The following is a 21870-nucleotide window of genomic DNA, read 5'->3' on the forward strand; positions in this document are numbered from 1 at the left end:
AAATGAGTGGTTACTTTTTCAGCAGCCTCCACAAATCGCTGACTAAGGAAAACTTCGCTATTGAACCATTTTTTCTTCCTTGCTCCGAGCTAGGTTATTGTTTTCTATACTATGTATATAATTGAAAACCTTTTTATATTACTGACTTTAAATGGATATTAAGTATTAAAATCTATCTTTCTAAGAATAAGCAAAAGCCTGTATTGACTGAAAAATATCAGTTAATACAGGCTTTTTGAGTTAAAAATATGTTTTTTCATTAACAGAAACAAATATGCAAAGTGTTAATTAGTCTGGAATAAAAATCGAAAATAAGCTCAGCTGTGAAATTCTACTTGGTCAGCGTACTTTGCTGGCCTAGTAGAAGGCTCGATTTCAAAACAACTCCGAACTTGAGTTGCTTCGAAACGATACCCACGGCGTTCCAGCTTATTTCCGATTTTTATGGAAGACGGGAAGTTAAGTATACTTACGCTCTAACCAAGATTGGTTTTTATTATTTAGTTAATCTGTGTGACAGTTCTACTATTTGATTTTTGATTTTTTCACCAGTATCAGTTTCACTAACAGTAATTCGGTGCACGGATTGTTCAATAACTCTCTTGGTTGATACAACATCAGTCATATCTGCTATGGCCCGCGCCCTAGTTGTAAATGGTTCATGTGTCACTAATTGCAAACCATAAGAATTTGACAGCAATGTATAACCACCGATTCCAGTCGTTTTGTGATAGGGTTTTGACATCCCTCCATCGATAACAAAAATTTTACCATTGGCCATAATTGGTGACATTCCTGCTTTAACCGGTGTATGACCATTGATTATGTGACCGTCGTCATTTAAACCAAATTCTTGAAAAAGCTTATCAGCAAACCACTCCTTTTTTCGTAACGAATAATAAGGATTTAATTTCTCTTGATGTAATTTATCATCGTCAATAAAATATCTTTCAAAAGTCGTCATTTTTTCTTTTCCAAATAATGGTGACATTTTTCCGGTCCACAGATACCAAATAATATCTAAATTTGAATTACCATTTGTTGAAGAATTATTTAAGCAATCACGAATATTTTTATCAAAATAATCAAAAATCTCTTTTCCAGCATAGGTTTTACCATTAACTGTCCAACTCAATAAATTACCCGTTGTATCAACTGGAATACAACCATGAAGTAGTAAGTTGCCATTATATTTCAGATACATTGAACCATTATCTACTAAATATTGAATATGTTTTCTCAATTTAGGAGCGCTACCGAATTGCGAAAGTAAGTCTTGAACAATTAAATTCTCAGCTGGTGTTAACTCAAAAGGGTGCTTGGAATCCACTAATTGAAAACACCCATCTTTAATGTCATAAGTAACTCCTGAAATTTCAATAGTATTTTTATTAACATCCAGATCAGCCAATAACATCCGGTCGTTCATTTCAAAATCCGGATGAGATTCAATCGTTTGACCCTCTAATTTGAATTGCATAATGGCAACTGCTTGTTGAACACAATTATCAATGTCACTTGATTCACTCGAAATTTCTACACCCGTATCTGATTTCGGCTTAAATGATTTCAACGGCACATAATTTTTTCTAGCGAAATCAATCAGTGAAGAAATATCAATATTATAAGAATTCTGAATGATAGATAAATTATCATATCGAGCACAGATTCGTAACAGGTTCAACATACATAACTTTGAACCAGCAACACTACCCATCCACAAAATATCGTGATTACCCCATTGAAAATCAAAATTTTGCCAATGTTTTGCTAAATGCTCGATGATGTAATCTGGATGTGGCCCACGATCATAGATATCACCAATGATATGTACGTGATCAACTACTAATTTTTGAATTGAATGACAAGTGGCAATTATAAATGAATCGGCCATTTTTAAATCGATAATATTATCCATGATTTTTTGATAGGACAATTGTTTTGTATCAACGTTAAAATCTGCATATAACAATTCTTCAGTAATATATACATAATCCGGATCAATAGCTTTTCTGACTTTTGAACGGGTATATTTATTTCCAGTATAACGAAGAATATCGATCAGATGATTAAAAGTATCGATATACCATTGTTTGAGCGCTTCTTCATCGTTGAATTGCAACTTGGTTTTTCTCAAAATTTCTGAGGGATAATAAATTAAAAATGCTAGTTTTTTTTGACTATCTGGCGTCAACTTGCCCGTAAATAACTCAGCTATTTTTTGCTTAGTATTACCAGAACCATTACGCATAATATGTGCAAATTCATCATATTCACCATGAACATCACTAATAAAAGCCTCTGTTCCTTTCGGAAGGCTTAGAATTGCCGACAAATTAATGATTTCAGATTTAATTTCATTTCTATTCGAAAATTCATTTTCCATTTCAAATTGTATATACCTTTCATCAAATTTAGTTCTTAATCTCTTGTCACAAGTACATGATTCAAACCATACCATTTTATGACATCGGTTTCAATTGATGAAAGATGATTTTTTAGTTAAGGCATTCAATGTGCTAACAAAATACCCCCAATTCAAAATTCAAATTGGAGGTATTTCATATTAATATTCGAATGTTAGTTTTGTTAGACTTCCTTTGATTTAATTAATAAATTTTATCTTGTAGCTTATCACCTGATTGATCGATTTTTTTGGCTGCAAAGACAGTTCCACCAACCAAAAATCCACCTACAATTAAAGTACTTACCATCATGAACTTAAAAACATTCTTGATAATTTCCATATTCCTTTACCTCGCAGACATTTTTCTAACAACAAATGAAACTATGGCAACCAATACAATTGCACCAATTAGAGAAGGAAAAATAGCCATACCTGCTAGCTGTGGTCCCCAAGAACCCAGGATTCCTTCGCCGATACTTGAACCAATGATACCTGCTAGAATATTACTGATCCATCCCATGGATTTACCATTATTAGTCACCGCTCCAGCGATAGCACCAATAATCGCTCCGATAATTAAAACCCACAACCAATGCATAATATTAATTCCTCCTTTATTTATTATTTATAATTTAATGTTAATAAATTCCGGAAAAATTTGCACGAAATATGCTAGACAAATCAAGCGAACGGATTCCCATATTTATCACAGTATTGATAAAAGCCTAGTTTATGAAGATCTGTAATCTTATCAACCTCTGAATTAGAGGTAAATTGAATCTTCTTCAAAACTAAATTAGTAAATTCAAGTGCTGCCGTTCCATTCGATGTAACTAGATTTTTATCACTAACCACCTGCTCCATCTGAAAGTCAGTTGGATTTTTATATTCAGCGTAATCCTTCCAAAGATATTGAGCATTTCCAGTATGCTTATAACCTGTCAACAAACCATTCTTCGCTAAATAATCAACTGCTCCGCATATGGCAGCAACTGGTTCATTATTTGCCAATCGCTCTGCAATTAATTTTTTTAATTCAGCATTTTCTAACGACCAAGAGTTGCCACCAATTAAAACTAATAAATCCACTTCCTGATTCAAAATATCATTCAATTGATAATCAACTAATGTTTTGAAGCCACCAATTGATGTAACTTCTTTCTGAGTGGATGCGGTCTTAACAGTCCATTCTTGATTCTGATTCAATTGACTAGAAAGATAAGCTCCTTCCCAATCAGCATAATCATTTAACATAAAAAAGATTACTTTTTTCATTAAAAATCCCCCATATCTTCTTTGGTAGTTAAAACCTATTCTAAGTTATTAGATGTTTCAAACTAAAAAAGCTTCAATAACTTAGATTATTCTATCTAATGTTATCAAAGTTTTTATTTTACAAAACAGCGTTTAAGATGGATCGATTTCATTAATAACTGCTCGAGCCTGATCAGTGGTTTTAGTCATCATTAATTCATTTCGAATTGCTGATGCACCTTTCATTCCCCGCACATAAATCTTAAAGAACCGTTGTAAGGGTGCAAAGTGACCAGGAATACCTTTGGCCACAAACTCATCATATAGATCCAATTGATAACGTAAAAGGCCCAACAATTCATGGCTTGAATGCACTTGCGGTACTTTTTCGAAAGCATAAGGATTCATAAAAATACCACGACCAATCATAATCCCATCAACTCCAGGATGCTCTTTAGCTAATTGAATACCAGCTTGATAATCGGCAATATCCCCATTAATTTGCAACAAAGTATCTGGAGCAATGGCATCACGCATCTGGACCAATTGGTCGATTAATTCATAATGTGCCGGGACCTTACTCATTTCTTCGCGAGTCCTGACATGGACCGTTAGTACAGGTACTTGTTGTTTTAATAAAAATGGAATCCAAGTTTCGAATTCTTCTATTTTACTATAGCCTAAACGAGTCTTGACAGTCACCGGTAAATCACTTTGGCGGGCACCATCAATAACTTCCTGAGCGGTATCAAAATGGCGGATCAAATCACTACCACTGTGATTTTTGATCACGGCAATATCAGGACATCCCATATTTAAATCAATCGCTTCATAGCCATCTTTTTCCACTTCTTTGACTGCTTTAGAAAAGTCTACACCTGAATTCCCCCATAGTTGCACAATAGGCTTGGGATTTTCTTCAGGATCAATATATAAACGACCCTTGGTCGCCTCTTTAGCCAAAGGATGTGTAATGCTCAAGGCATTAGTAAATTCCGTATAAAAATTATCTGGTGCAGCAGCTCGCATGATAACCCGCCGAAAGACTGTTCCAGTCACAGCCTCCATTGGCGCCAAACTAAAGAACGGACGATTTTCCCCTTTAGCTTTTTCTGCGATGCGATTCCAGTATGCTGACTGGGTCACAATCTCACTTCCAATCAAATTTAATTACAATACTTACAACTATAACGGCTTTTAAGACTGATAAGCAAGTATTAAGTCCAAAGTTTACTTATTCAAATGATAAGAGTCCCCATACATTTTCCATGTTAATGGCCGTCGTAAGCGAAAATTTCTTTCTTTAATGAATTCTCGCTGTGCATTGATTCGAGATAAATCGTGATGAGCTGACTCTTGACGCATCACTTTTGACCGAACATTTAAAAAGGTTCGTAAATAGACGGCTTGATTGATTCCTTGTATTGGACTCTTTGAAAGTTTTTTAGCCTTTTTTCTGATGCCACCAAAACTGGAAACATCATTTCCTGGACCATGCACCACAATGGCATCGTAATAAATATATTGACCCAAAGGCCCCAAATCATCTTCTTTAGCCGCCTTTAAAGCTGGCTTCATATACTGCTGATCCAGAATATCATCTTGAGCTTGAATAAACTTTTTGTCATGAGCCGCCTTTTTCCAATCTGTAACAAATTGTTTTCCCAGTCCTTTATGGCTAGAAGTCCCTTGGACTTTCTGCAATGCTGGTAAATAAGCTACTAACTTATTTTTCGGTGATAACCGTTGATAGCGTAAAACTACTTGACGTAAATCCCCAGTCGCTGTTGTAAAGCCAATAATCCCTGCAGTATAACCACGACCATCACCAATATCTTCAATATAACTATATTGTTTTTGATAATCCATCGTTGAATTCTCAGCACTACTGACCAATGAAAAAGTTGTCTTACGTAATTCTCCTGTTCGAATAGTATGTTGTGATTGATAACCACTGGCCTGCTTTTGTACTAAATAATAGCTTCCTAGAATCAAAACCAACAAAGCTAATAATATTCTCACTAAAACTCTACGTTTAGCCACAAGTATTCCTCATCATTTAATAATTTCTTTATTTTTATCTCGCAGATTAACAAAGAAAATAATTATAAATAAAATTAGAGTCGCTATAAAGACCAAGTGCATCCCATTCAGGATTATTTTCTTCATATCATTAATATATACCATATTAGTGGAAGAATTTTGATTTGCACTGATAAACTTATTAATCTGTTGTGAATTGATTCGACTATCTTGTCCTAAAGATCGATTGATAGCCACATTAAAAATCAATCCAAAAATGCCGGTCATAATTGTCTGCCCCAGGCTCCTACCCAGCGTTAATATTGAAGTTGCCATTCCAATATCTTTTTCAGTTACCACCTCTTGCGCGACTAAAATATTAATGGTAATAACTATTCCCAAACCAGCACCTGTAACACCAGAAATGATATAAAAAATGAACATTGGAAAATTAATCCCAGCAAAAATCAAAGGTACATAAAATAGCATTTGTATAATAACGATTGGAATCGTAATTTGTTTAGGTGAAAATCTTTTAACCAATGCACCAACAAAAAACGATGCCACTAACCACATTACCGGACTTGGTGTAACTGCCAATCCAGCGACGGTCGCTGGCACTTTATAAATTGACTGTAGCCAGATAGGAAAATAAACTTGGAAACCAACTTGCATTCCGCTTAACAAGCTTGCTGTAATAATTTCAATCGTAAATAATTGATTTTTAAACAGTGTTAAGGGAATAATCGGATCAATCGCTTGCTTCTCGGACTTATAAAAACAAATAATGAATGCTATAAATATCAGTCCAATAATTAAAATAGGAATTATTGTTAAATGCTGATTACCTAACATTTGAAATAATAATAAAAGCGATACCAATAATCCTGATAAACTTAAAACGCCTTTAACATCAATGGGTTCTTTTGATACCGTATGTTTATTTTCTTTCAAACCAATCCATACTAAAAACAAAACAATCACACCTAACGGTACATTGATGAAAAAAATCCAATGCCAATTTAGCTTATCTACAATAAAGCCACCGATAATTGGTCCCATTAAAGCTGAGATACCCCAAGCAGTATTATTCATGGCTAACATATTAGACCGCTTTTCATAACTAAATAAATCAGCAATAATCGTATACGTCACGGGTACGATTGCACCGGCACCAAAACCTTGTATAGCTCTGAAAAGAATCAAAGAATAAATATTACTAGAAATTCCACAAAGAAACGAACCAACACAAAAGACAATTAAACCAATCATAAATATCGGTTTCCGTCCAATTTGATCGGATAATTTTCCATAAATTGGTGTACTGATGGCCATCGTTAACAAATACATGGCAAAAACCCAGCTTTGCATGGATAGCCCATCTAGTTTACTAATAATGGTCGGTAAAGCTGTAGTCACGATTGTCGTTTCCACTGACGTCATAAAGGTTGCAATAAAAATGGCAATCATAATCAATAATAAACTGGAATGCTTGTTTTCATTCATAACATTGACCTCTTTTTGTTGTTCGATAGTTATCGAACTATAATGGTAAAAAAAAATTAAAGTGTCGCTAAAAACCTGGTAAATATTCTTGAAACGTCGCCATATTTAACGATAAATATTTAATTTGTGCTTCCTTTCTAGTATTAGTTAAACCAACTGTTCTCAATAGCTTAAAATGATACGAAACTGTCGATTTACTTAAGTTCAACTTTTCTCCCACCTCACCACAGGTCAACTCACGTTTGGCTTGATAAAGGATTCTAATCATTTTTAATCTATTATGATCAGACAATACTTTAAATATTTCTGTTCTTTTTAAATCTGCTTCTTCTGTTTTCATAAATTTATCCTATAACAAGTGATAATTTCTAGCCACTTCAAAACATCGAAAAATACGAAATGGAAAATTTCATTGCAAAAATATAATTTTTTCTATAACATGATAAACATACTTTAACAGAAATTAGGTGAGAACCATGGATCTACAAAACATCATGGCTTGTATGCCCGTAAATGATGCAGGACGTTTTTCAGCAGAATAAAATTTAGGAGTTTAAAAATGAAAAACGTCCGTAACACCGTACCATCACTATTATTAATCATTGTTCTGGTAGGATTTCCCCAGATCAGTGAATCGATCTTTACCCCTGTTTTGCCCAATATCAGCCAAGGATTTAACGTTTCAGCGGCAACTTCACAATTAACAATGAGTATTTATTTCATTGCTTTTGCGATTGGAGTCCTATTCTGGGGGCAATTATCTGATAAAATTGGCCGCCGCTTAGCAATGAACTTGGGAATTGTCGTTTATTTGCTAGGGAATATCGGTCTATTTATTAGTCCAACTTTCCATATCTTATTAACAGCACGTTTTATTCAAGCCTTTGGGGCCAGTGTCGGTTCCGTTGTCACACAAACTATCATGCGCGAAAGTTTCAATGGTATAACTGGTGCCAAAGTCTTTTCCAAAGTTGGCGCAGCTATGGCACTGTCTCCCGCTTTTGGACCACTGATCGGTGGTTTGATCCAGACATATCTTGGCTATCGAAATGTTTTCAGTGCTTTAATTATTATGGCAACTTTAGTCTTGTTATATAGCTACTCATATTTGCCAGAAACGCGTAACGTCAAAAATATCCAACAAGTATCTTTATTAAGAGTGACTTGGAAATTAATAAAAGATCCCATCGTTTGGGCTTATGGAATTTTGATTGGTGGCATCAACGGGATCCTCTTTGGTTACTATTCCGAAGCACCATTTATCTTTATAGAACATTTCGGTTACTCAGCTGTTAAATATGGCAGTTTGGGTCTGACCTTAGCTTTGGCTAGTTTACTTGGAGCTATTTTGGTAAATGTTTTGGTGAAATATCTCAGATCTGAAATGATTGCTCTGATTGGCTTAATTTTCAGTAGTCTTTCGGGACTATTATTGATACTTAGTTTACAACTCAATCAAGCCTATCTTTTGATCATCGGTTTCTTTTTGATATTCTTAGGACTAAACACCACTCTGCCAATTGCTTTAAATCTGGCTTTAAAAGGTTATGAAAACATCATTGGCAGTGCCAGTGGCATTTTCAGTTTTGGTTATTATTTAATTGTCAGTCTGATCCACAACGGAACCATCTGGTCCTTGCCGATATTCATTTTAGCAATCAGTTTGATAATGTTACTTGTTTACCTACTAATTGCTTTTCGAAAAGTTGAGAAATAAATATAAGAACCAAATATCAATTGCTATTTGGTTCTTACTTCAGTTTGATTAGAACGCAAGTTAACAGAGTTATTATTATGCTGCCGTCTTCCGCTCGGCAATATCGGGGGCTGGAACGCAGTGGACATCGTTTTGAACCAATTTGAAGTACAAAATTGTTTCAAAATCGAGTCTTTCACTAACCTAGCCAAGTACGCTAGGTAAGAGAAATCTCACTGCTGAGCCCCCGAATTGCTCTCGCTCCAGACTAGATTAGTTGTTTCTATCTTTTAGTAATTTAAATTATTTTAAGATATATCAATTTATTCAGATTTGTTTTAAAAGCAAAATGACCATATTGACTGAATGTTATATCAGCTAATATGGTCATTTTTTCATTTAAAAATATTATTTGTACATAATGGTTTTAGACTAAATCACTTTTAATTAACAAAACTATCAAAGTAATATTTAGTCTGGAGTAAAAATTGGGAATAGGCTCAGCCGAGAAATTGTTCTTAGTGGGGAACCCACTTAGAACAAGACCGATCTTGAAGACAACCGGTCTGTGGTTGGTTCCAAGCCGTGTCCTCAGCGTTCCAGCCTATTCCCAATTTTTGCGGAAGACGGGAAGTTAAATATACTCTCGTTCTAATCAAACTTAAGCAATGGACCAATATTTTTCAGTCAATATTAGTGTTTATTTACAGAATATATTGGTAAAGCTTTTATTTATTAATCGGATTCTCCTGAACATGATCACTTATTAGTTTCGTTGTTTCAGCGGCATTAAACTCCATTAACCAGTGACCGGCATCTAATTTTTTCAATTGATAATCAGCTTTAACAAATTGAGCATTTTTTTCAATTCCAGCCGGAGCAATTGCCAAATCCTTGGTTCCCCAGATTAACATTGTTGGGACAGTTACTGGTGTATATTCAATTTGTGGTGTTTGGAAAAGAGCTCGATACCAGTTGACAACTGCGGTAATAGCACCTGGATCGGAAAAAATATCCAAGTAGGTTGTAACTGTTTCTGAATCAAAACCAGCCCACAATTTTCTCAAAACAGCATAATCATCTTTTTGTAACATCGCTTCAGCTGCACCAGGTTGTTGGAAAACTTGGACATATGAACCTTTTTGTTGTTGTGCGGGATCATTTTTTAGAGCCCATTCATAAGCTGGCAGGTCAGGTACAGAAATGGCATTCCATGAGCCAATCAAATCAGGATAGAGCGTTGTAACAGTCCAACCAACAAGTGAACCCATATCATGACCAACTAAATGAAATTTTTTATAAAAGCCAACCTTGTTGGCTAAAGTGACAACATCATTTGCCAAACTGGTCATCGAATAGGCCGCAATTTCTTGTGGTCGTGCTCCTTTGGAGTAACCTCTTTGATCAAAGGCCACACAGCGGTAACCAAGATCTGACATTTCTTTCATAGCTGGTTCCCACATCAATGAACTCTCAGGGAATCCATGTAAGAAAATAATTAATTCTCCAACATTATCTAATCCGGCAGTGCGAACATTAAAATCTAAATCATTAAAATTCATAGTTGTTTTTTGTATCTTTGACATTGTAAATCCTTCTTCATTGTAATTTTCGAGTACAATAAAAGGATAACAATTTTTTACCAAAATTTGTGGGACAATTGGAGGGGCAATGTCTATGAGTAGTCGCCAAGAAGAACAACAGATTATTATTGAGTCACTGAAAGTGGCCTTATTTAAATTAATGAAAGAGAAATCCTTTAACTCAATAACTGTCAGCGAACTGGTAAAAACTGCCGGTATTGCCAGGTCAACCTTTTATCGACACTTTAACGACAAACTCAGTTTTGTCCGTTCACTAATTCAGACTGAAATGGATCAATTTGACGCCGTCTATCAGCCACAGACAATTGAGGAACGCTTTGAGGATAAATATATCAAAGAAGTTTGGCATTCACTCCTAGGCAATAAAGCCCAGATCAAGGGACTAGTCGAAGCTGGTTTATCACATATTTACTTGGAAGAATTCAACCATCATTTACTAAAGTTATTCCCTTATTCTATGACGATTGACGAAAAAATTCATCTTTACGGTTTAGCCGGAGCACAATATAATATCATCTTTAATCTGTATGAGCATATTTGAGATAAAATATTAGTCGCCAACAATAAAAACTAGTAATATGGAATGATATGATTAACAACACTTATAACTAATAAAGAGGTAATTTCGTTTGACAGAATCAACATTTTGGTCACAAATTGCAACACAAGCTAAATCAGAAAATCGGCCATTTTTCACTATGGCACCAATGGAAGCCGTCAGTAATACCGTCTTTCGCCAGGTGATCACGCATGCCAGTGCTCCTGATACATTTTTCAGTGAATTCGTTTATGCCAAAGCTATCACTGATTATAAAACTAAATTTCCCATTCATGGTCGGTTATACGTTGATGAGCGTGAAAAAAAACGACCAGTCGTTCAACTTTGGGGAAATGTGGCTGAAGATTTTGAAACAGCAGCAGCTTCCCTAAAGGATCAAGGATTCCAAGCGATTGATATCAACATGGGTTGCCCCGACAGTACCGTCATCAAAAATCATGGTGGCAGTGATCTAATCAGAAACCACCAATGGGCACAAGATGTTATTGCGGCCGCGAAAACTTCTGGCTTGGCAGTCAGTGCCAAAACACGTCTTGGTTACAGCAAAGTCGACGAATTCAAAGACTGGATTCCTTTCCTACTTAACCAACACGTTGATGTTTTGACGATTCACCTCCGGACTAAAATGGAAATGAGTAAAGTCGAAGCTCATTTAGAGGTTATCGACGATATTCTTAAAATGCGTGACGAAATTGCTCCCGAAACTCTAATTCAAATCAATGGTGATATTCTTGATTATCAAGCAGGTTTAAAACTAGCTCAAGAGCATCCTGGACTAGATGGCATCATGATTGGTCGCGGAGTCTTCGCTAATCCATTTGCCTTTGAAAAAGAGCCACAGACTCATTCATTAACTGAATTATTGGATCTTTTAAAGATGCAATTAGACTTATTCGATGACTTTTCACAAAAGTACGATCTGCCACGTTTCCCCTCACTAAAACGTTTCTTTAAAATTTATGCTCGCCCAGAACTTGGTGCAACTGACTTAAGAAATAAAATGATGGATGCTAAGAATACTGATGATGTTCGTCAAATCCTAACCGACTATCAAAATAATATCTAATCAATTCAAAAGGCCGAAATCCCAAAAAGATTTCAGCCTTTTTTTTGCTATAAATGATTAGGAATCAATAATCGATACAACTCTAGAGCTTCACTTCTATCAATTGGTTCCTGAGCCAACGCAATCTGTTGGGCAAAATCTAAAATGGCATTGGCTAAAAATTCACTCACAAACTCTTGTTTGATTTTATTGTACTCGCGCAGCATTAAAATTTGTCTAGTCATGCCACTAAATAGCGGTTGAATTTTTGGCTGAAGATTACTCCATTGCAATATTTTAATTAATTCGAGGTTATCATAAATAGTATTTATAACAATCTCGCTAGCATTATCGAAATCAATTTTTTCAGTCGCATCAATTTGTTTCTTAAATTCAGCAATTACAATTAAAAATTGAACTACGACTACATCGGTCAAATCTTGATGATGCCGATAAAAGGTAGCCCGTGACACCCCAGCATCTTGACAAAATTGTTTGATTTCGAGTTTATCAAAATCCATCCCTTTCTTATATTCAAAACTTAAAGCATTCAATAATTTACCTTCACTACGATGTTTTCTTTGATCAATTTTTATTTGTTCATCTAAAAATATTTTGGTCATTGTCTTAATGATACATATTGGACCAATATGTATCTTAACTTCCTTTTTTTTAATATTGTGACTATATATAATACTGATTGTTGATTTAAATTATATACATTATTAATCAACCAAGGAGCATAACTATGAAAATAATTACTGTTGAAGAACATTACGAATCAGCTAAAATCACTCAAGCAATTAATCAGCAAACCGGTATAAATTCAAAACCTAGCATAAGTAATGATATGCAAAAATATATGAAAAATTCATTACCATCACCGGGAATCATGCAAGATGTGACTAAACAACGCCTTGATTTCATGGATCAATATGGAATTGATAAACAAATTTTATCCTATGGAAATTCATCCCCACAAAATTTAGATCCCAAAATTTCAATTCCCCTCTGTCAGAAAGCCAATGACGAATTAGCTCTAACAATTGCCAATAATCCAACTCGATTTGGTGCCCTAGCTGTTTTACCAGTTGGAGATCCAATCGCAGCTGCTAATGAATTAAAGCGTTCCATCACTAAACTCAATTTTAACGGTGTTTTACTCAAAGGAAATTACCAAGGTAAATTTTTTGATGATCCATTTTTCTTCCCGATTTTTGAAATGGCTAGTAAATTGGATATTCCAGTATACTTTCACCCATCATTTATTCCAACCGATATATCAGACCATTATTTTAAAAGTGACCAATGGTCAGACATTGTCACTGGAATATTCTCTAGTGCTGGTTACGGATGGCATATGGATGTTGGAATTCAAGTAATTCGAATGATTCTCTCTGGAATTTTTGATAAATTACCAAATTTAAAACTAATCTCCGGTCACTGGGGCGAAATGGTTCCAATGTTTCTAGAACGACTAGACGATGAATTAAACAACTATTCTGGTCTACAAAAATCATTCTCAGACTACTATCGACAGAATATTTTTGTAACTCCCAGTGGAATCTTAAATAATCCTCAATTAAATTTCATCTTAGTGGAAATGGGACCCGAACATATTATCTATTCAATCGATTATCCATATAAACAACCAGATAATACACAAACATTTTTGGAGAAAACCGATTTAACACCCACTGAACTTGAAGCCTTCAGTCATGGAAATGCCGAAAGAATCTTTAACTTAAAATAAATATCATTTGGAGGAACTATTATGACTTTAAATCCACAACAAATCACCAATACTATTAACGAGTTACAAGAAAATTTCGAACTTAGTGGTTTAACTAAACAACAAGTCGCTACTGACCTAAATATCAGTCTTAATAAACTAGATACTATTATGAATCTAAATCAAGAATCCTTAAATGATCCTTGGATCGTACGTAATTATCTAATTGATAAAGTAAGAGCTAAGAATCAAGAACCAGTTCCTTTTACCGCCTTGGCTGGTGACTGGCATCACTACTGGTTCTTAAACAGTCGTATCATTGATAAAAGAAAAATCACGGCTGGTGACAATTAATTTATTAGCATGGAAAAAAATAGAGGATCGTAAGAAATTAATCTTACGGTCCCTTATTTTGTGAAACATCGTTTCAATTGACATGATGTATTGTCTGATTTACCGTATATACAAAGCATTTTTCATTAATTAATTACACAATTAATGACTTTCAAATGTTTGAGGATAAAGAGAGTGGAAAGGAAGTAATTTTTTGCAAAAAGTTGATTCAACGAAAGTAGAACGAATTGGAACGATAGCAAGTGTCATGTCTGTCTTGATGTATGTTTCGTACATCCCCCAGATCATATCCAACCTATCCGGTACCAAAGGCAATCCAATTCAACCATTAGTTGCCTTCATCAACTGTACAATTTGGACGGCTTATGGATTACTCAAGAAGGAAAAGGACTGGCCAATTATTTGGGCTAATATTCCAGGGATTTTCCTTGGAGCCGCAACCTTTATCACTGCAATTTTTAGTTTTAATTAATTACTCCCGACAAGTTCAGAAATGGATTTGTTTTTTATCTCCATTTTATTGGTGCATACCAAGCTCCAGAATTGTTCACCAGCTTGCTGACATCAAAATTCAAATTACTAAAAGAAATAACAGCTATTAGCATACCGGCAATTAATAAAATTATTCCAATCCAAACAATATTCCGATTAAATTTCAACAAATTCATTATCAAACACCTCTCTTATTAAACGTCTTAAACAAATATTTACTTGATCTGAATAGTCCATTACTAGAACCCAATAGTCCTTGTTCACAAATTATTCCTAATCCCAACAGGATCAATGACATTCCAAATTGTAATAAAGCATAAGTCCAACCAATTTTAAATATCACGACAAAGCTACCTAGGAATATCCATAATCCTGAAACAATAAAAGCAATAGTACAGATAAAGAAAGCAAATATTGCAGCTAATAGAATGATATATCCTGCCATCAAGATTGGTCCCCAAATTGGCAACGCAATCGTTAAAAATAAAGTGCTTTTGATTCTATTTTTTGTTTCCGGTATCTCAACATCCTCATCTGACAGAATATGCAAAACAACTTTTTCAACCCCACCGATATTACTAATTGCTTCACCGGCATTCATACCATTTTCAATCAAATCATCTAAATATTCTGAATAATAATCAATGTAATCATTGGCATTTCTGACTCCGTATTTTTTCAAACGTTTTTGTAAATCTACTAAAAAATCTGTTTTATCCATCAATACCTGCCCCTTTTATAAACTCAAAAATTTTCTCGACCTGTCCCCAATCATCGACAAAACCAGCAATTTCTTCTTTGCCAATTTCAGTTATCTGATAATACTTGCGAACACGATTGTTATGAATCCTACTTTTAGAAACAATAGCCTTCTTAGTTAAAAGACGTTTCAAAATTGGATACAAGGTTGATTCTGAGATTTCAATTAAAGGTTTCAAATCTTGAATGATGGCATACCCGTAAGATTCTTTACGTTCTAACTCGGACAATACGCAAATATCCAGCAAACCTTTTTTTAATTGTGTGTCCATTCTTATACCTCTTTATACATAGTATTATGTAATAGGATGTATTAAATGTCAAAATGAATTTGATTTATAATATAAATCATTTCATTTGATGACTACAATGTTGATGCTTTACCCTCTGCTCCCCCAATCGATATACCTGTCCTATTTTCATTGACCATGAAGATTTTGTCAGTAATGACGCTGACCTAATAATTGATGGTCAGATTCCACTAGAAAAGCAGGTAAAGTTTATTATTAATTTAATTGTTAAATAAAAAAGATCGGAAAACTACGGTTTCATAACCATAATTTTTCCGATCTTTTGCTATTCATTATTAGAATTCAGCGTTACCAGGTGTTCTAGGGTAAGGAATAACATCTCTGATATTTTCCATACCAGTGATATACATAACTAATCTTTCAAATCCGATACCGAAACCTGAGTGAACTGTACCACCGTACTTACGTAATTCTAAGTACCACTTGTAGTCTTCTTCGTTCATATCAAGTTCAGCCATTCTCTTTTCAAGTACATCCAAACGTTCCTCACGTTGTGAACCACCAATCAATTCACCAATTTCAGGAACTAACAAGTCAGCTGCAGCAACGGTCTTACCGTCATCATTAGCACGCATGTAGAAAGCCTTGAAATCCTTTGGATAATCAGTGATGAAAACAGGTTTCTTGTAAACTTGTTCTGATAGATAACGTTCATGTTCAGAATCAAGGTCAAGTCCCCAGTAAGGTTTAACTTCAAATTCAACATCAGTAGCTTTTTCCAAGATGTCGATAGCATCAGTATAAGTCACGTGGGCAAAACTTTCGCCAGCAGTAGCCTTCAAACGGTCGATCAATGTCTTATCAACATTTTCATTCAAGAAATCAAGTTCTTCTTTAGCATTGTCCATTACGTAGTTGATAACGTATTTCAATAGTTCTTCAGAACAATCCATTTCATCTTGCATATCAGCGAAGGCCATTTCTGGTTCGATCATCCAGAATTCTGAAGCATGACGACCAGTATGTGAGTTTTCAGCTCTGAATGTAGGGCCAAATGTATAAACGTTTCTGAAGGCCAAAGCAAATGGTTCAACTTCAAGTTGACCTGAAACTGTTAGGTTAGTTTCTTTTCTAAAGAAGTCTTCGCCGTAATCAACTTTACCTTCATCAGTCTTAGGAACATTATTCATATCCAAAGTTGTAACTTGGAACATTTCTCCGGCACCTTCAGCATCAGAACTAGTAATGATTGGTGTGTGAACGTAAACAAAACCATTGTGTTGTAAGTATTCGTGAATGGCAAAAGCAGCAAGGGAACGAATACGGAAAACAGAATAGAAAGTATTTGTTCTAGGACGAAGATGAGCAATTGTTCTCATATATTCATATGAATGAGCCTTCTTTTGAAGTGGGAAGTCCGCATCAGAAGCTCCTTCTTCAACAACTTCAGTTGCATGGATCTCAAATGGTTGTTGTGCTTTAGGTGTTAATGATACTTCACCAACAACCTTGATAGTTGTACTGATTGGGAATTTAACTACATCAGCATAGTTTTCCATATCGGCAGTCATAACAACTTGAACATTCTTAAAGAATGAACCATCGTTTAATTCGATAAAACCTACTCGCTTTGAACCTCTGATTGTACGGATCCAACCAGAAAGGGTGATTTGATCACCGTCAGCAAATTCTTTTTTGTACAAATCTTTAACTAAAACGTTTTGCATAATCGATCTCCTTTTGATTTTGGAATACTATAAACGAAAAAAAGACCTTTCATCCCCTATAAAAGGGACGAAAGATCTTTCCGCGGTACCACCCAAGTTTTTTTGTAAAAAACACCTCAAAGTACATAAATATACTCTCCAATTGTAACGCATTGGGTCACGTCTAGGCCTACTCTGATAATTCATTTCAGCTAGAAGAAAACAAAGATGTTTTTCCTATATACCGACACGTCAGGTTCTCACTACTCCTGACTCCCTGTGGATGAAGTATATAGTACTCCTTCTTTTAATATCTACATATTAATTTTCTTAAATGTAGCATATTTTCATACAACTTGTAAAGTACAATATTAATTAGAAAGCGAGTGTTTATTCTATGAAAAAATTATCCAAATGGCTTATTGGAATCATAATTACTTTAATTATTCTTTTAGGAGCCATGTTCTTGATCATTAAAAACAAAGAATATCAGCCATCAATTCAAGCTAATGACGCTGCCAAATCTAGTATTACTGTTGATAATACTTTTAAATTCCAAGGGGATGACAGCAAACCGATGGTCATCTTCTACCCTGGTGCGCTAGTTGAACCCAAGAGTTATAGCATCTGGGCTAAAAAAGTCGCTCAAGCAGGATATTCGGTCTATATCGTCAGGTTCCCTCTCGATCTAGCTGTCTTAAATAGCAATGCTGCTAATAAGATTCAAAAAAATAAGCCTTATATTATCGGTGGTCATTCTTTGGGTGGAACTATGGCCTGTCGTTACGCTAAAAAACATCCCAAAACACTCAAAGGAGTATTCCTTTTAGCAAGTTATCCTGAAAAAAAGGGTGATTTACATGAAATTAAAGTACCAATTATCTCACTAACTGCATCCAATGACGGTGTTTTAAACCGTACCAATTACCAAAAGGCCAAAAAATTCCTACCAAACAATACAATTTATGAACAGATTTCTGGTGGTAATCACGCGGGCTTTGGCAACTACGGCAAGCAACAGGGCGATAATGCTGCTACAATCAGTAATGCAAAACAGCAAAATATTATAAGCCAACTTTTAATAAATTGGCTTAATCAAAGTATTAGTGAATAAATTAAAGCGTTTTCATTGATTTCCACAAAAACGCATACATTTTTGTTATACTTGGACTAATCGTTACAATTTTCGGGGGAATTATGACTATTTTAATTAAGAAAAAGCTATTTTTAACTGAGGATTCAGTTCCATTTATTCAAAATTATATTAATTACATTCATGAAGTTAATCCTAATGATATTTATGAAGGCTTAAATGATAAACAAATTTTAAAAAATAAATTTATCTTTCAAATCTATCAATTAGAGAACTTAGATTCTATCAACATTGATTTGCATATAACTACCGACAAAGTTTATGTTTTAGCAAGGTTTTGGAATTCTAAGATAATCAAGATAGGTTCGATACCGCTAACAAATGGCCTTAAAATTGCCTTAGCACAAGATTCATACCCTACACTAACTATTACTGGTGGTAACTTTAAAAAGGTTATAACAAATAAATATGGTGAAGATGAGGTTATTGATGAATTTGAACCATATCAAATATCTTTAGCTGTTCATAAAGCTGATCCAATTGATTACAAATCTGCTCAAATTGATACACTCTACCACCGTGCCTTTAAGAGTGAAAACAGTTTGATTACCCTTTCCAAGAATCTAATGCGTTTCTTTGCCGTGTTTGGACTATTACTTGGATTGGGATTCATGTTTTTAGGTTTCTTCTTGACCGGTTTGATGGTAATTATTGCCTTCTTCGGCGTTAATTCCTATACGTTATTGTTAGCTGATACTCATATGCAGACGCAACGACAACAACCAACAAATTGACGATAAAAAATGTTCAGCCACTTAATTGTGACTGAACATTTTTTATTTTAATAATTAGACATTAAAGCTGAAACAAATGATGCAACGAAGAAAATATAAAGAACTACACAGACAATTGCAATGATAAATTGTATTAATCCTGCCCGGTTCCAAGTTGCTTGAACGGCTTTAAAGGTTTCAACATCTTTATAATCACCTTTTTGCCAGGCCCATGTATTACCTTTGAATCCAACTACAAAGATCCAAACAATATTAAATAATGGAATTAAACAAAGTAATGGTAAATACGTTTTATTTCCGATTCCCCAAAAAATATTGTACATAAAGGCGCCCCAGTTCCAGCCTTTAATTTCAGCAGGCACTTGTTTCCCATTCTCATTCATGAATATATCCCCCGATATAACAAAACAGCTTTTACTGACTTCAGAATTTGGTCAATTTAAGATTAATCAAGTATAGCGTAAGATTGCTCAATTGCCTATTCCTACTAAAAAACTGTTATTGGATTTTTCCCAATAACAGTTTTTAGTATCTATTTTTGATAATCATCAATTGATTTTTTCAAACGATTCAAGCCATCCATGATCATACTTTCAGGACTAGCAATATTCATTCGAATAAAGTGTTGTCCATCGCCACCATAAACCGAGCCTGAATTAACGATCAAACCACTGTCTTGACGAATGAAACTAGCTAAATCATCGGCATCATTAGTTATTCGATCGACATCAAACCAGAGTAAATAAGTAGCATCACCTGATACCCATTTGATTTCTGGTAAATTCTTTTTGATAAAGTCTAATACCAATTGACGATTGGAAATTAATTGTTGTTTCAAAGCTAATAACCAATCATGCCCCTTCGTATAGGCTGCAACTGTTCCCGGAATCGCGACAAAATTAGGCTCAGCCAATTCTTCACTATTCAAGCCACGACTAATTTGAGACCGCAAATTTGAATCTGGCACGATCAATGTGGCAGCATGCATCGCTGCCACATTGAAGGTTTTGCTTGGTGAAACTGCTACAACAAGATTCTTAAGATATTGTTTATTTAATCCAAAAGTGGGATTGTAGCCAGTTTTATTTAAGGTAATATCACCATGGATCTCATCACTAAACAGTTTGACATCATATTTCTGACACAATTCCGCAATTTTTGTCAATTCAGCAACTGTCCAAATTTTACCAACAGGATTATGAGGATTGCAGAGAATCATCATATTAGTTAACGGATCACTGAGCTTTTCTGCCAAATCAGTAAAATCAATTGAGTATTGGAAAGTTTTAGGATCATAAACTAAATCATTCGAAACCACATGGCGACCAGAATTGACAATTGAATTGTAGAAAATATTATAAACCGGTGCTTGGACTAGAACATTATCTCCCAATGAAGTTAACCGTCTAACTGCTGAAGATATTGCTGGCACAACTCCGGTGGCAAAGATCATCCAATCCTCTTGAGGTCGAACATTGTGTTCACTCTGATACCAGTCAGCCACAGCTTTAAAATATTCCGCTGGAATCTCCTCATAACCAAATAATCCCATGGCTATCTTATTCTGCAAAGCTTCAATAATTTCTGGAGCAGTTTTAAAGTCCATATCAGCGATAGTCATTGGTAATTCGTTAGTTCCAACATCCCATTTGGCGGAATTTCCAGCTCGTTTTTTATTCAAAGTTTCAAAGTCGTATGACATTAAGCACCTTCTTGAGTAATTTTTTCAGCTATTTGAATATTAGTCTTTTTGGGATCAATCTCAGGATCATCAAAGATGATTTTATCAACTGAATGAACTTTGATCGAACCACTGATAGGATTCTTGATACTCATCACGTTGGTTGTGATATCAGCCTCAATATTTGAACAATATTCAAAGGCCAAATCAGTCCTCAGAACCTTACAGTTGACCATCTTCAAACCATCGATATAACAAAGTCCTTGGTCACTTTCAATCGTACAGTTGATCAAAGTTAGATTCTTAGTATTCCAAGCTAAATATTCACCACTGATTTTCGAATCATAGATCGTCACATTCTCACAATTCCAGAAGGCATCTTTTGAAACAAAAGTTGAATTGTGAACCTCAATATTCTTCACACCATCAAAAACATAGTTACCAACAACGTTAAGATTTTCTGCATAGATATTTTCACTATCTTTACCAAAATAATTGCCATTAACTTGGACATCTTTTAACTTAATATCTTTACAAGTCCAAAGTGTTTCCTCTGCATCTGCAAAATGAACGTTATTCAAACGAATATCTGATGCTCGACGGAACAACTTAGGTGCTTGAAGAGCCGAATTATTGATTTCAATATCGTGAGTGTACCAAATTCCTGAACGTGACATAGTTTCAAAAATACTATTGTCGACTGTAACATGCTTGGCATACCACAATGGGTACTTCCATTTGAAGACAACATCTTCCAAATTTAAATCATGTGCTTCTTTCAGCGGTGATTCACCATTACCAAAAGTTGCATCGTTTAAGGCTAGGTCATGTCCCTTAAATAGAGAACGTTCACCTTCGTAATAACCTTCATTAATTTGTTTTTTCATAAATAATTCTTCCAATTCTTTTTTATAA

General features: G+C 34.8%; 25 protein-coding genes and 1 other annotated feature. Of the genes, 8 read left to right on the forward strand and 17 right to left on the reverse strand.

Annotation, left to right across the window (positions count from 1 at the left end; genetic code table 11):
- Positions 1 to 496: 496 nt before the first annotated feature.
- From IV57_RS06405 to IV57_RS06435, 8 genes are all read right to left on the reverse strand, one after another.
- Positions 497 to 2461, reverse strand: coding sequence for a fructose-1,6-bisphosphatase (locus IV57_RS06405; RefSeq protein WP_338025657.1), 1965 nt, complete (start codon positions 2459 to 2461; stop codon positions 497 to 499).
- A gap of 148 nt (positions 2462 to 2609) precedes the next feature.
- Complete coding sequence (locus IV57_RS13285) at positions 2610 to 2747, reverse strand: hypothetical protein (protein ID WP_169790824.1); 138 nt, start codon at positions 2745 to 2747, stop codon at positions 2610 to 2612.
- Between the two features lie 6 nt (positions 2748 to 2753).
- On the reverse strand, positions 2754 to 3005 hold the full coding sequence (locus tag IV57_RS06410) for a GlsB/YeaQ/YmgE family stress response membrane protein (RefSeq protein WP_057880683.1): 252 nt from the start codon (positions 3003 to 3005) through the stop codon (positions 2754 to 2756).
- An 83-nt stretch (positions 3006 to 3088) separates the two neighbouring features.
- Positions 3089 to 3682 carry a type 1 glutamine amidotransferase family protein gene (locus IV57_RS06415; RefSeq protein ID WP_057880684.1) on the reverse strand — a complete coding sequence of 198 codons (594 nt, stop codon included), beginning with the start codon at positions 3680 to 3682 and terminating at the stop codon, positions 3089 to 3091.
- A gap of 132 nt (positions 3683 to 3814) precedes the next feature.
- Complete coding sequence (locus IV57_RS06420) at positions 3815 to 4807, reverse strand: tRNA dihydrouridine synthase (RefSeq protein WP_057880685.1); 993 nt, start codon at positions 4805 to 4807, stop codon at positions 3815 to 3817.
- Positions 4808 to 4891: 84 nt separating this feature from the next.
- Entirely contained in the window at positions 4892 to 5704 is an 813-nt protein-coding gene (locus tag IV57_RS06425; RefSeq protein WP_057880686.1) for a chitosanase, read from the reverse strand.
- Between the two features lie 12 nt (positions 5705 to 5716).
- Positions 5717 to 7189 carry an MFS transporter gene (locus tag IV57_RS06430; RefSeq protein WP_057880687.1) on the reverse strand — a complete coding sequence of 491 codons (1473 nt, stop codon included), beginning with the start codon at positions 7187 to 7189 and terminating at the stop codon, positions 5717 to 5719.
- A 67-nt stretch (positions 7190 to 7256) separates the two neighbouring features.
- Positions 7257 to 7529 carry an ArsR/SmtB family transcription factor gene (locus IV57_RS06435; protein WP_057880688.1) on the reverse strand — a complete coding sequence of 91 codons (273 nt, stop codon included), beginning with the start codon at positions 7527 to 7529 and terminating at the stop codon, positions 7257 to 7259.
- Positions 7530 to 7748: 219 nt separating this feature from the next.
- Between IV57_RS06435 and IV57_RS06440 the strand changes: the two genes are divergently transcribed.
- A complete protein-coding gene (locus IV57_RS06440; protein WP_057880689.1) occupies positions 7749 to 8906 on the forward strand; it encodes a multidrug effflux MFS transporter in 1158 nt (385 codons plus the stop codon).
- 707 nt (positions 8907 to 9613) lie between these two features.
- Here IV57_RS06440 and IV57_RS06445 read toward each other — a convergent pair.
- The gene (locus IV57_RS06445) at positions 9614 to 10471 is read right to left on the reverse strand and encodes an alpha/beta fold hydrolase (protein WP_057880690.1); all 858 of its coding nucleotides are present in this window, start codon (positions 10469 to 10471) and stop codon (positions 9614 to 9616) included.
- Positions 10472 to 10556: 85 nt separating this feature from the next.
- On the opposite strand from IV57_RS06445, the gene IV57_RS06450 reads away from it, so the two are divergent.
- Positions 10557 to 11030 (forward strand): TetR/AcrR family transcriptional regulator, encoded by a 474-nt coding sequence (locus IV57_RS06450; protein WP_236704332.1) that lies wholly within the window; start codon positions 10557 to 10559, stop codon positions 11028 to 11030.
- Between the two features lie 88 nt (positions 11031 to 11118).
- Positions 11119 to 12114, forward strand: a complete 996-nt coding sequence (locus IV57_RS06455) for a tRNA dihydrouridine synthase (RefSeq protein WP_057880691.1) — start codon at positions 11119 to 11121, stop codon at positions 12112 to 12114.
- A gap of 47 nt (positions 12115 to 12161) precedes the next feature.
- Here the strand turns inward: IV57_RS06455 and IV57_RS06460 are convergent, their stop codons facing one another.
- Positions 12162 to 12716 carry a hypothetical protein gene (locus IV57_RS06460; RefSeq protein ID WP_157051924.1) on the reverse strand — a complete coding sequence of 185 codons (555 nt, stop codon included), beginning with the start codon at positions 12714 to 12716 and terminating at the stop codon, positions 12162 to 12164.
- 125 nt (positions 12717 to 12841) lie between these two features.
- Between IV57_RS06460 and IV57_RS06465 the strand changes: the two genes are divergently transcribed.
- From IV57_RS06465 to IV57_RS06475, 3 genes are all read left to right on the forward strand, one after another.
- Positions 12842 to 13846, forward strand: a complete 1005-nt coding sequence (locus IV57_RS06465) for an amidohydrolase family protein (RefSeq protein ID WP_057880693.1) — start codon at positions 12842 to 12844, stop codon at positions 13844 to 13846.
- A gap of 21 nt (positions 13847 to 13867) precedes the next feature.
- Positions 13868 to 14179 (forward strand): DUF2316 family protein, encoded by a 312-nt coding sequence (locus tag IV57_RS06470; protein ID WP_057880694.1) that lies wholly within the window; start codon positions 13868 to 13870, stop codon positions 14177 to 14179.
- Between the two features lie 193 nt (positions 14180 to 14372).
- On the forward strand, positions 14373 to 14651 hold the full coding sequence (locus IV57_RS06475; RefSeq protein ID WP_083488917.1) for a SemiSWEET family transporter: 279 nt from the start codon (positions 14373 to 14375) through the stop codon (positions 14649 to 14651).
- 34 nt (positions 14652 to 14685) lie between these two features.
- On the opposite strand, the gene IV57_RS13175 is transcribed toward IV57_RS06475, so the two are convergent.
- The 4 genes from IV57_RS13175 to asnS all read right to left on the reverse strand — a co-directional run bounded on the left by IV57_RS13175 (position 14686) and on the right by asnS (position 17408).
- Positions 14686 to 14847 carry a hypothetical protein gene (locus IV57_RS13175; RefSeq protein ID WP_157051925.1) on the reverse strand — a complete coding sequence of 54 codons (162 nt, stop codon included), beginning with the start codon at positions 14845 to 14847 and terminating at the stop codon, positions 14686 to 14688.
- 2 nt (positions 14848 to 14849) lie between these two features.
- A complete protein-coding gene (locus IV57_RS06480; RefSeq protein WP_057880695.1) occupies positions 14850 to 15392 on the reverse strand; it encodes a DUF1700 domain-containing protein in 543 nt (180 codons plus the stop codon).
- The gene (locus IV57_RS06485) at positions 15385 to 15702 is read right to left on the reverse strand and encodes a PadR family transcriptional regulator (RefSeq protein WP_057880696.1); all 318 of its coding nucleotides are present in this window, start codon (positions 15700 to 15702) and stop codon (positions 15385 to 15387) included. The genes IV57_RS06480 and IV57_RS06485 overlap by 8 nt, the downstream gene beginning before the upstream one ends.
- Positions 15703 to 16016: 314 nt before the next feature.
- On the reverse strand, positions 16017 to 17408 hold the full coding sequence (asnS, locus tag IV57_RS06490) for an asparagine--tRNA ligase (RefSeq protein WP_057880697.1): 1392 nt from the start codon (positions 17406 to 17408) through the stop codon (positions 16017 to 16019).
- Between the two features lie 60 nt (positions 17409 to 17468).
- Positions 17469 to 17708: a binding site (T-box leader), on the reverse strand.
- Positions 17709 to 17784: 76 nt separating this feature from the next.
- Here asnS and IV57_RS06495 point away from each other — a divergent pair.
- Positions 17785 to 18501: an alpha/beta fold hydrolase gene (locus tag IV57_RS06495; protein ID WP_057880698.1), complete on the forward strand. Its 717-nt coding sequence runs from the start codon at positions 17785 to 17787 to the stop codon at positions 18499 to 18501.
- An 83-nt stretch (positions 18502 to 18584) separates the two neighbouring features.
- Positions 18585 to 19274, forward strand: coding sequence for a hypothetical protein (locus IV57_RS06500; protein ID WP_057880699.1), 690 nt, complete (start codon positions 18585 to 18587; stop codon positions 19272 to 19274).
- Between the two features lie 47 nt (positions 19275 to 19321).
- Here IV57_RS06500 and IV57_RS06505 read toward each other — a convergent pair whose 3' ends face one another.
- The 3 genes from IV57_RS06505 to IV57_RS06515 all read right to left on the reverse strand — a co-directional run bounded on the left by IV57_RS06505 (position 19322) and on the right by IV57_RS06515 (position 21842).
- Positions 19322 to 19657: a hypothetical protein gene (locus tag IV57_RS06505; RefSeq protein ID WP_057880700.1), complete on the reverse strand. Its 336-nt coding sequence runs from the start codon at positions 19655 to 19657 to the stop codon at positions 19322 to 19324.
- Positions 19658 to 19806: 149 nt separating this feature from the next.
- On the reverse strand, positions 19807 to 20976 hold the full coding sequence (locus IV57_RS06510) for a MalY/PatB family protein (RefSeq protein WP_057880701.1): 1170 nt from the start codon (positions 20974 to 20976) through the stop codon (positions 19807 to 19809).
- Positions 20976 to 21842 carry a DUF3737 family protein gene (locus IV57_RS06515; RefSeq protein ID WP_057880759.1) on the reverse strand — a complete coding sequence of 289 codons (867 nt, stop codon included), beginning with the start codon at positions 21840 to 21842 and terminating at the stop codon, positions 20976 to 20978. Before IV57_RS06515 ends, IV57_RS06510 begins: the two co-directional genes overlap by 1 nt.
- Between the last annotated feature and the right edge of the window lie 28 nt (positions 21843 to 21870).

Origin of the sequence: Companilactobacillus kimchiensis (assembly GCF_001438805.1) — a bacterium.
GTDB lineage: Bacteria > Bacillota > Bacilli > Lactobacillales > Lactobacillaceae > Companilactobacillus > Companilactobacillus kimchiensis.

What these genes read in the sequence shown, in the direction of transcription:
- IV57_RS06480 (WP_057880695.1), bottom strand. Translation starts at nt 15,392, where the DNA reads ATGGATAAAACAGATTTTTTAGTAGATTTACAAAAACGTTTGAAAAAA.
- IV57_RS06410 (WP_057880683.1), bottom strand. Translation starts at nt 3,005, where the DNA reads ATGCATTGGTTGTGGGTTTTAATTATCGGAGCGATTATTGGTGCTATC.
- IV57_RS06470 (WP_057880694.1), top strand. Translation starts at nt 13,868, where the DNA reads ATGACTTTAAATCCACAACAAATCACCAATACTATTAACGAGTTACAA.
- IV57_RS06505 (WP_057880700.1), bottom strand. Translation starts at nt 19,657, where the DNA reads ATGAATGAGAATGGGAAACAAGTGCCTGCTGAAATTAAAGGCTGGAAC.
- IV57_RS06515 (WP_057880759.1), bottom strand. Translation starts at nt 21,842, where the DNA reads ATGAAAAAACAAATTAATGAAGGTTATTACGAAGGTGAACGTTCTCTA.
- IV57_RS06440 (WP_057880689.1), top strand. Translation starts at nt 7,749, where the DNA reads ATGAAAAACGTCCGTAACACCGTACCATCACTATTATTAATCATTGTT.
- IV57_RS06500 (WP_057880699.1), top strand. Translation starts at nt 18,585, where the DNA reads ATGACTATTTTAATTAAGAAAAAGCTATTTTTAACTGAGGATTCAGTT.
- IV57_RS06445 (WP_057880690.1), bottom strand. Translation starts at nt 10,471, where the DNA reads ATGTCAAAGATACAAAAAACAACTATGAATTTTAATGATTTAGATTTT.
- IV57_RS06415 (WP_057880684.1), bottom strand. Translation starts at nt 3,682, where the DNA reads ATGAAAAAAGTAATCTTTTTTATGTTAAATGATTATGCTGATTGGGAA.
- asnS (WP_057880697.1), bottom strand. Translation starts at nt 17,408, where the DNA reads ATGCAAAACGTTTTAGTTAAAGATTTGTACAAAAAAGAATTTGCTGAC.
- IV57_RS06450 (WP_236704332.1), top strand. Translation starts at nt 10,557, where the DNA reads ATGTCTATGAGTAGTCGCCAAGAAGAACAACAGATTATTATTGAGTCA.
- IV57_RS06430 (WP_057880687.1), bottom strand. Translation starts at nt 7,189, where the DNA reads ATGAATGAAAACAAGCATTCCAGTTTATTATTGATTATGATTGCCATT.
- IV57_RS06465 (WP_057880693.1), top strand. Translation starts at nt 12,842, where the DNA reads ATGAAAATAATTACTGTTGAAGAACATTACGAATCAGCTAAAATCACT.
- IV57_RS06495 (WP_057880698.1), top strand. Translation starts at nt 17,785, where the DNA reads ATGAAAAAATTATCCAAATGGCTTATTGGAATCATAATTACTTTAATT.
- IV57_RS13175 (WP_157051925.1), bottom strand. Translation starts at nt 14,847, where the DNA reads ATGAATTTGTTGAAATTTAATCGGAATATTGTTTGGATTGGAATAATT.
- IV57_RS13285 (WP_169790824.1), bottom strand. Translation starts at nt 2,747, where the DNA reads ATGGAAATTATCAAGAATGTTTTTAAGTTCATGATGGTAAGTACTTTA.
- IV57_RS06510 (WP_057880701.1), bottom strand. Translation starts at nt 20,976, where the DNA reads ATGTCATACGACTTTGAAACTTTGAATAAAAAACGAGCTGGAAATTCC.
- IV57_RS06460 (WP_157051924.1), bottom strand. Translation starts at nt 12,716, where the DNA reads ATGACCAAAATATTTTTAGATGAACAAATAAAAATTGATCAAAGAAAA.
- IV57_RS06435 (WP_057880688.1), bottom strand. Translation starts at nt 7,529, where the DNA reads ATGAAAACAGAAGAAGCAGATTTAAAAAGAACAGAAATATTTAAAGTA.
- IV57_RS06485 (WP_057880696.1), bottom strand. Translation starts at nt 15,702, where the DNA reads ATGGACACACAATTAAAAAAAGGTTTGCTGGATATTTGCGTATTGTCC.
- IV57_RS06405 (WP_338025657.1), bottom strand. Translation starts at nt 2,461, where the DNA reads ATGGTATGGTTTGAATCATGTACTTGTGACAAGAGATTAAGAACTAAA.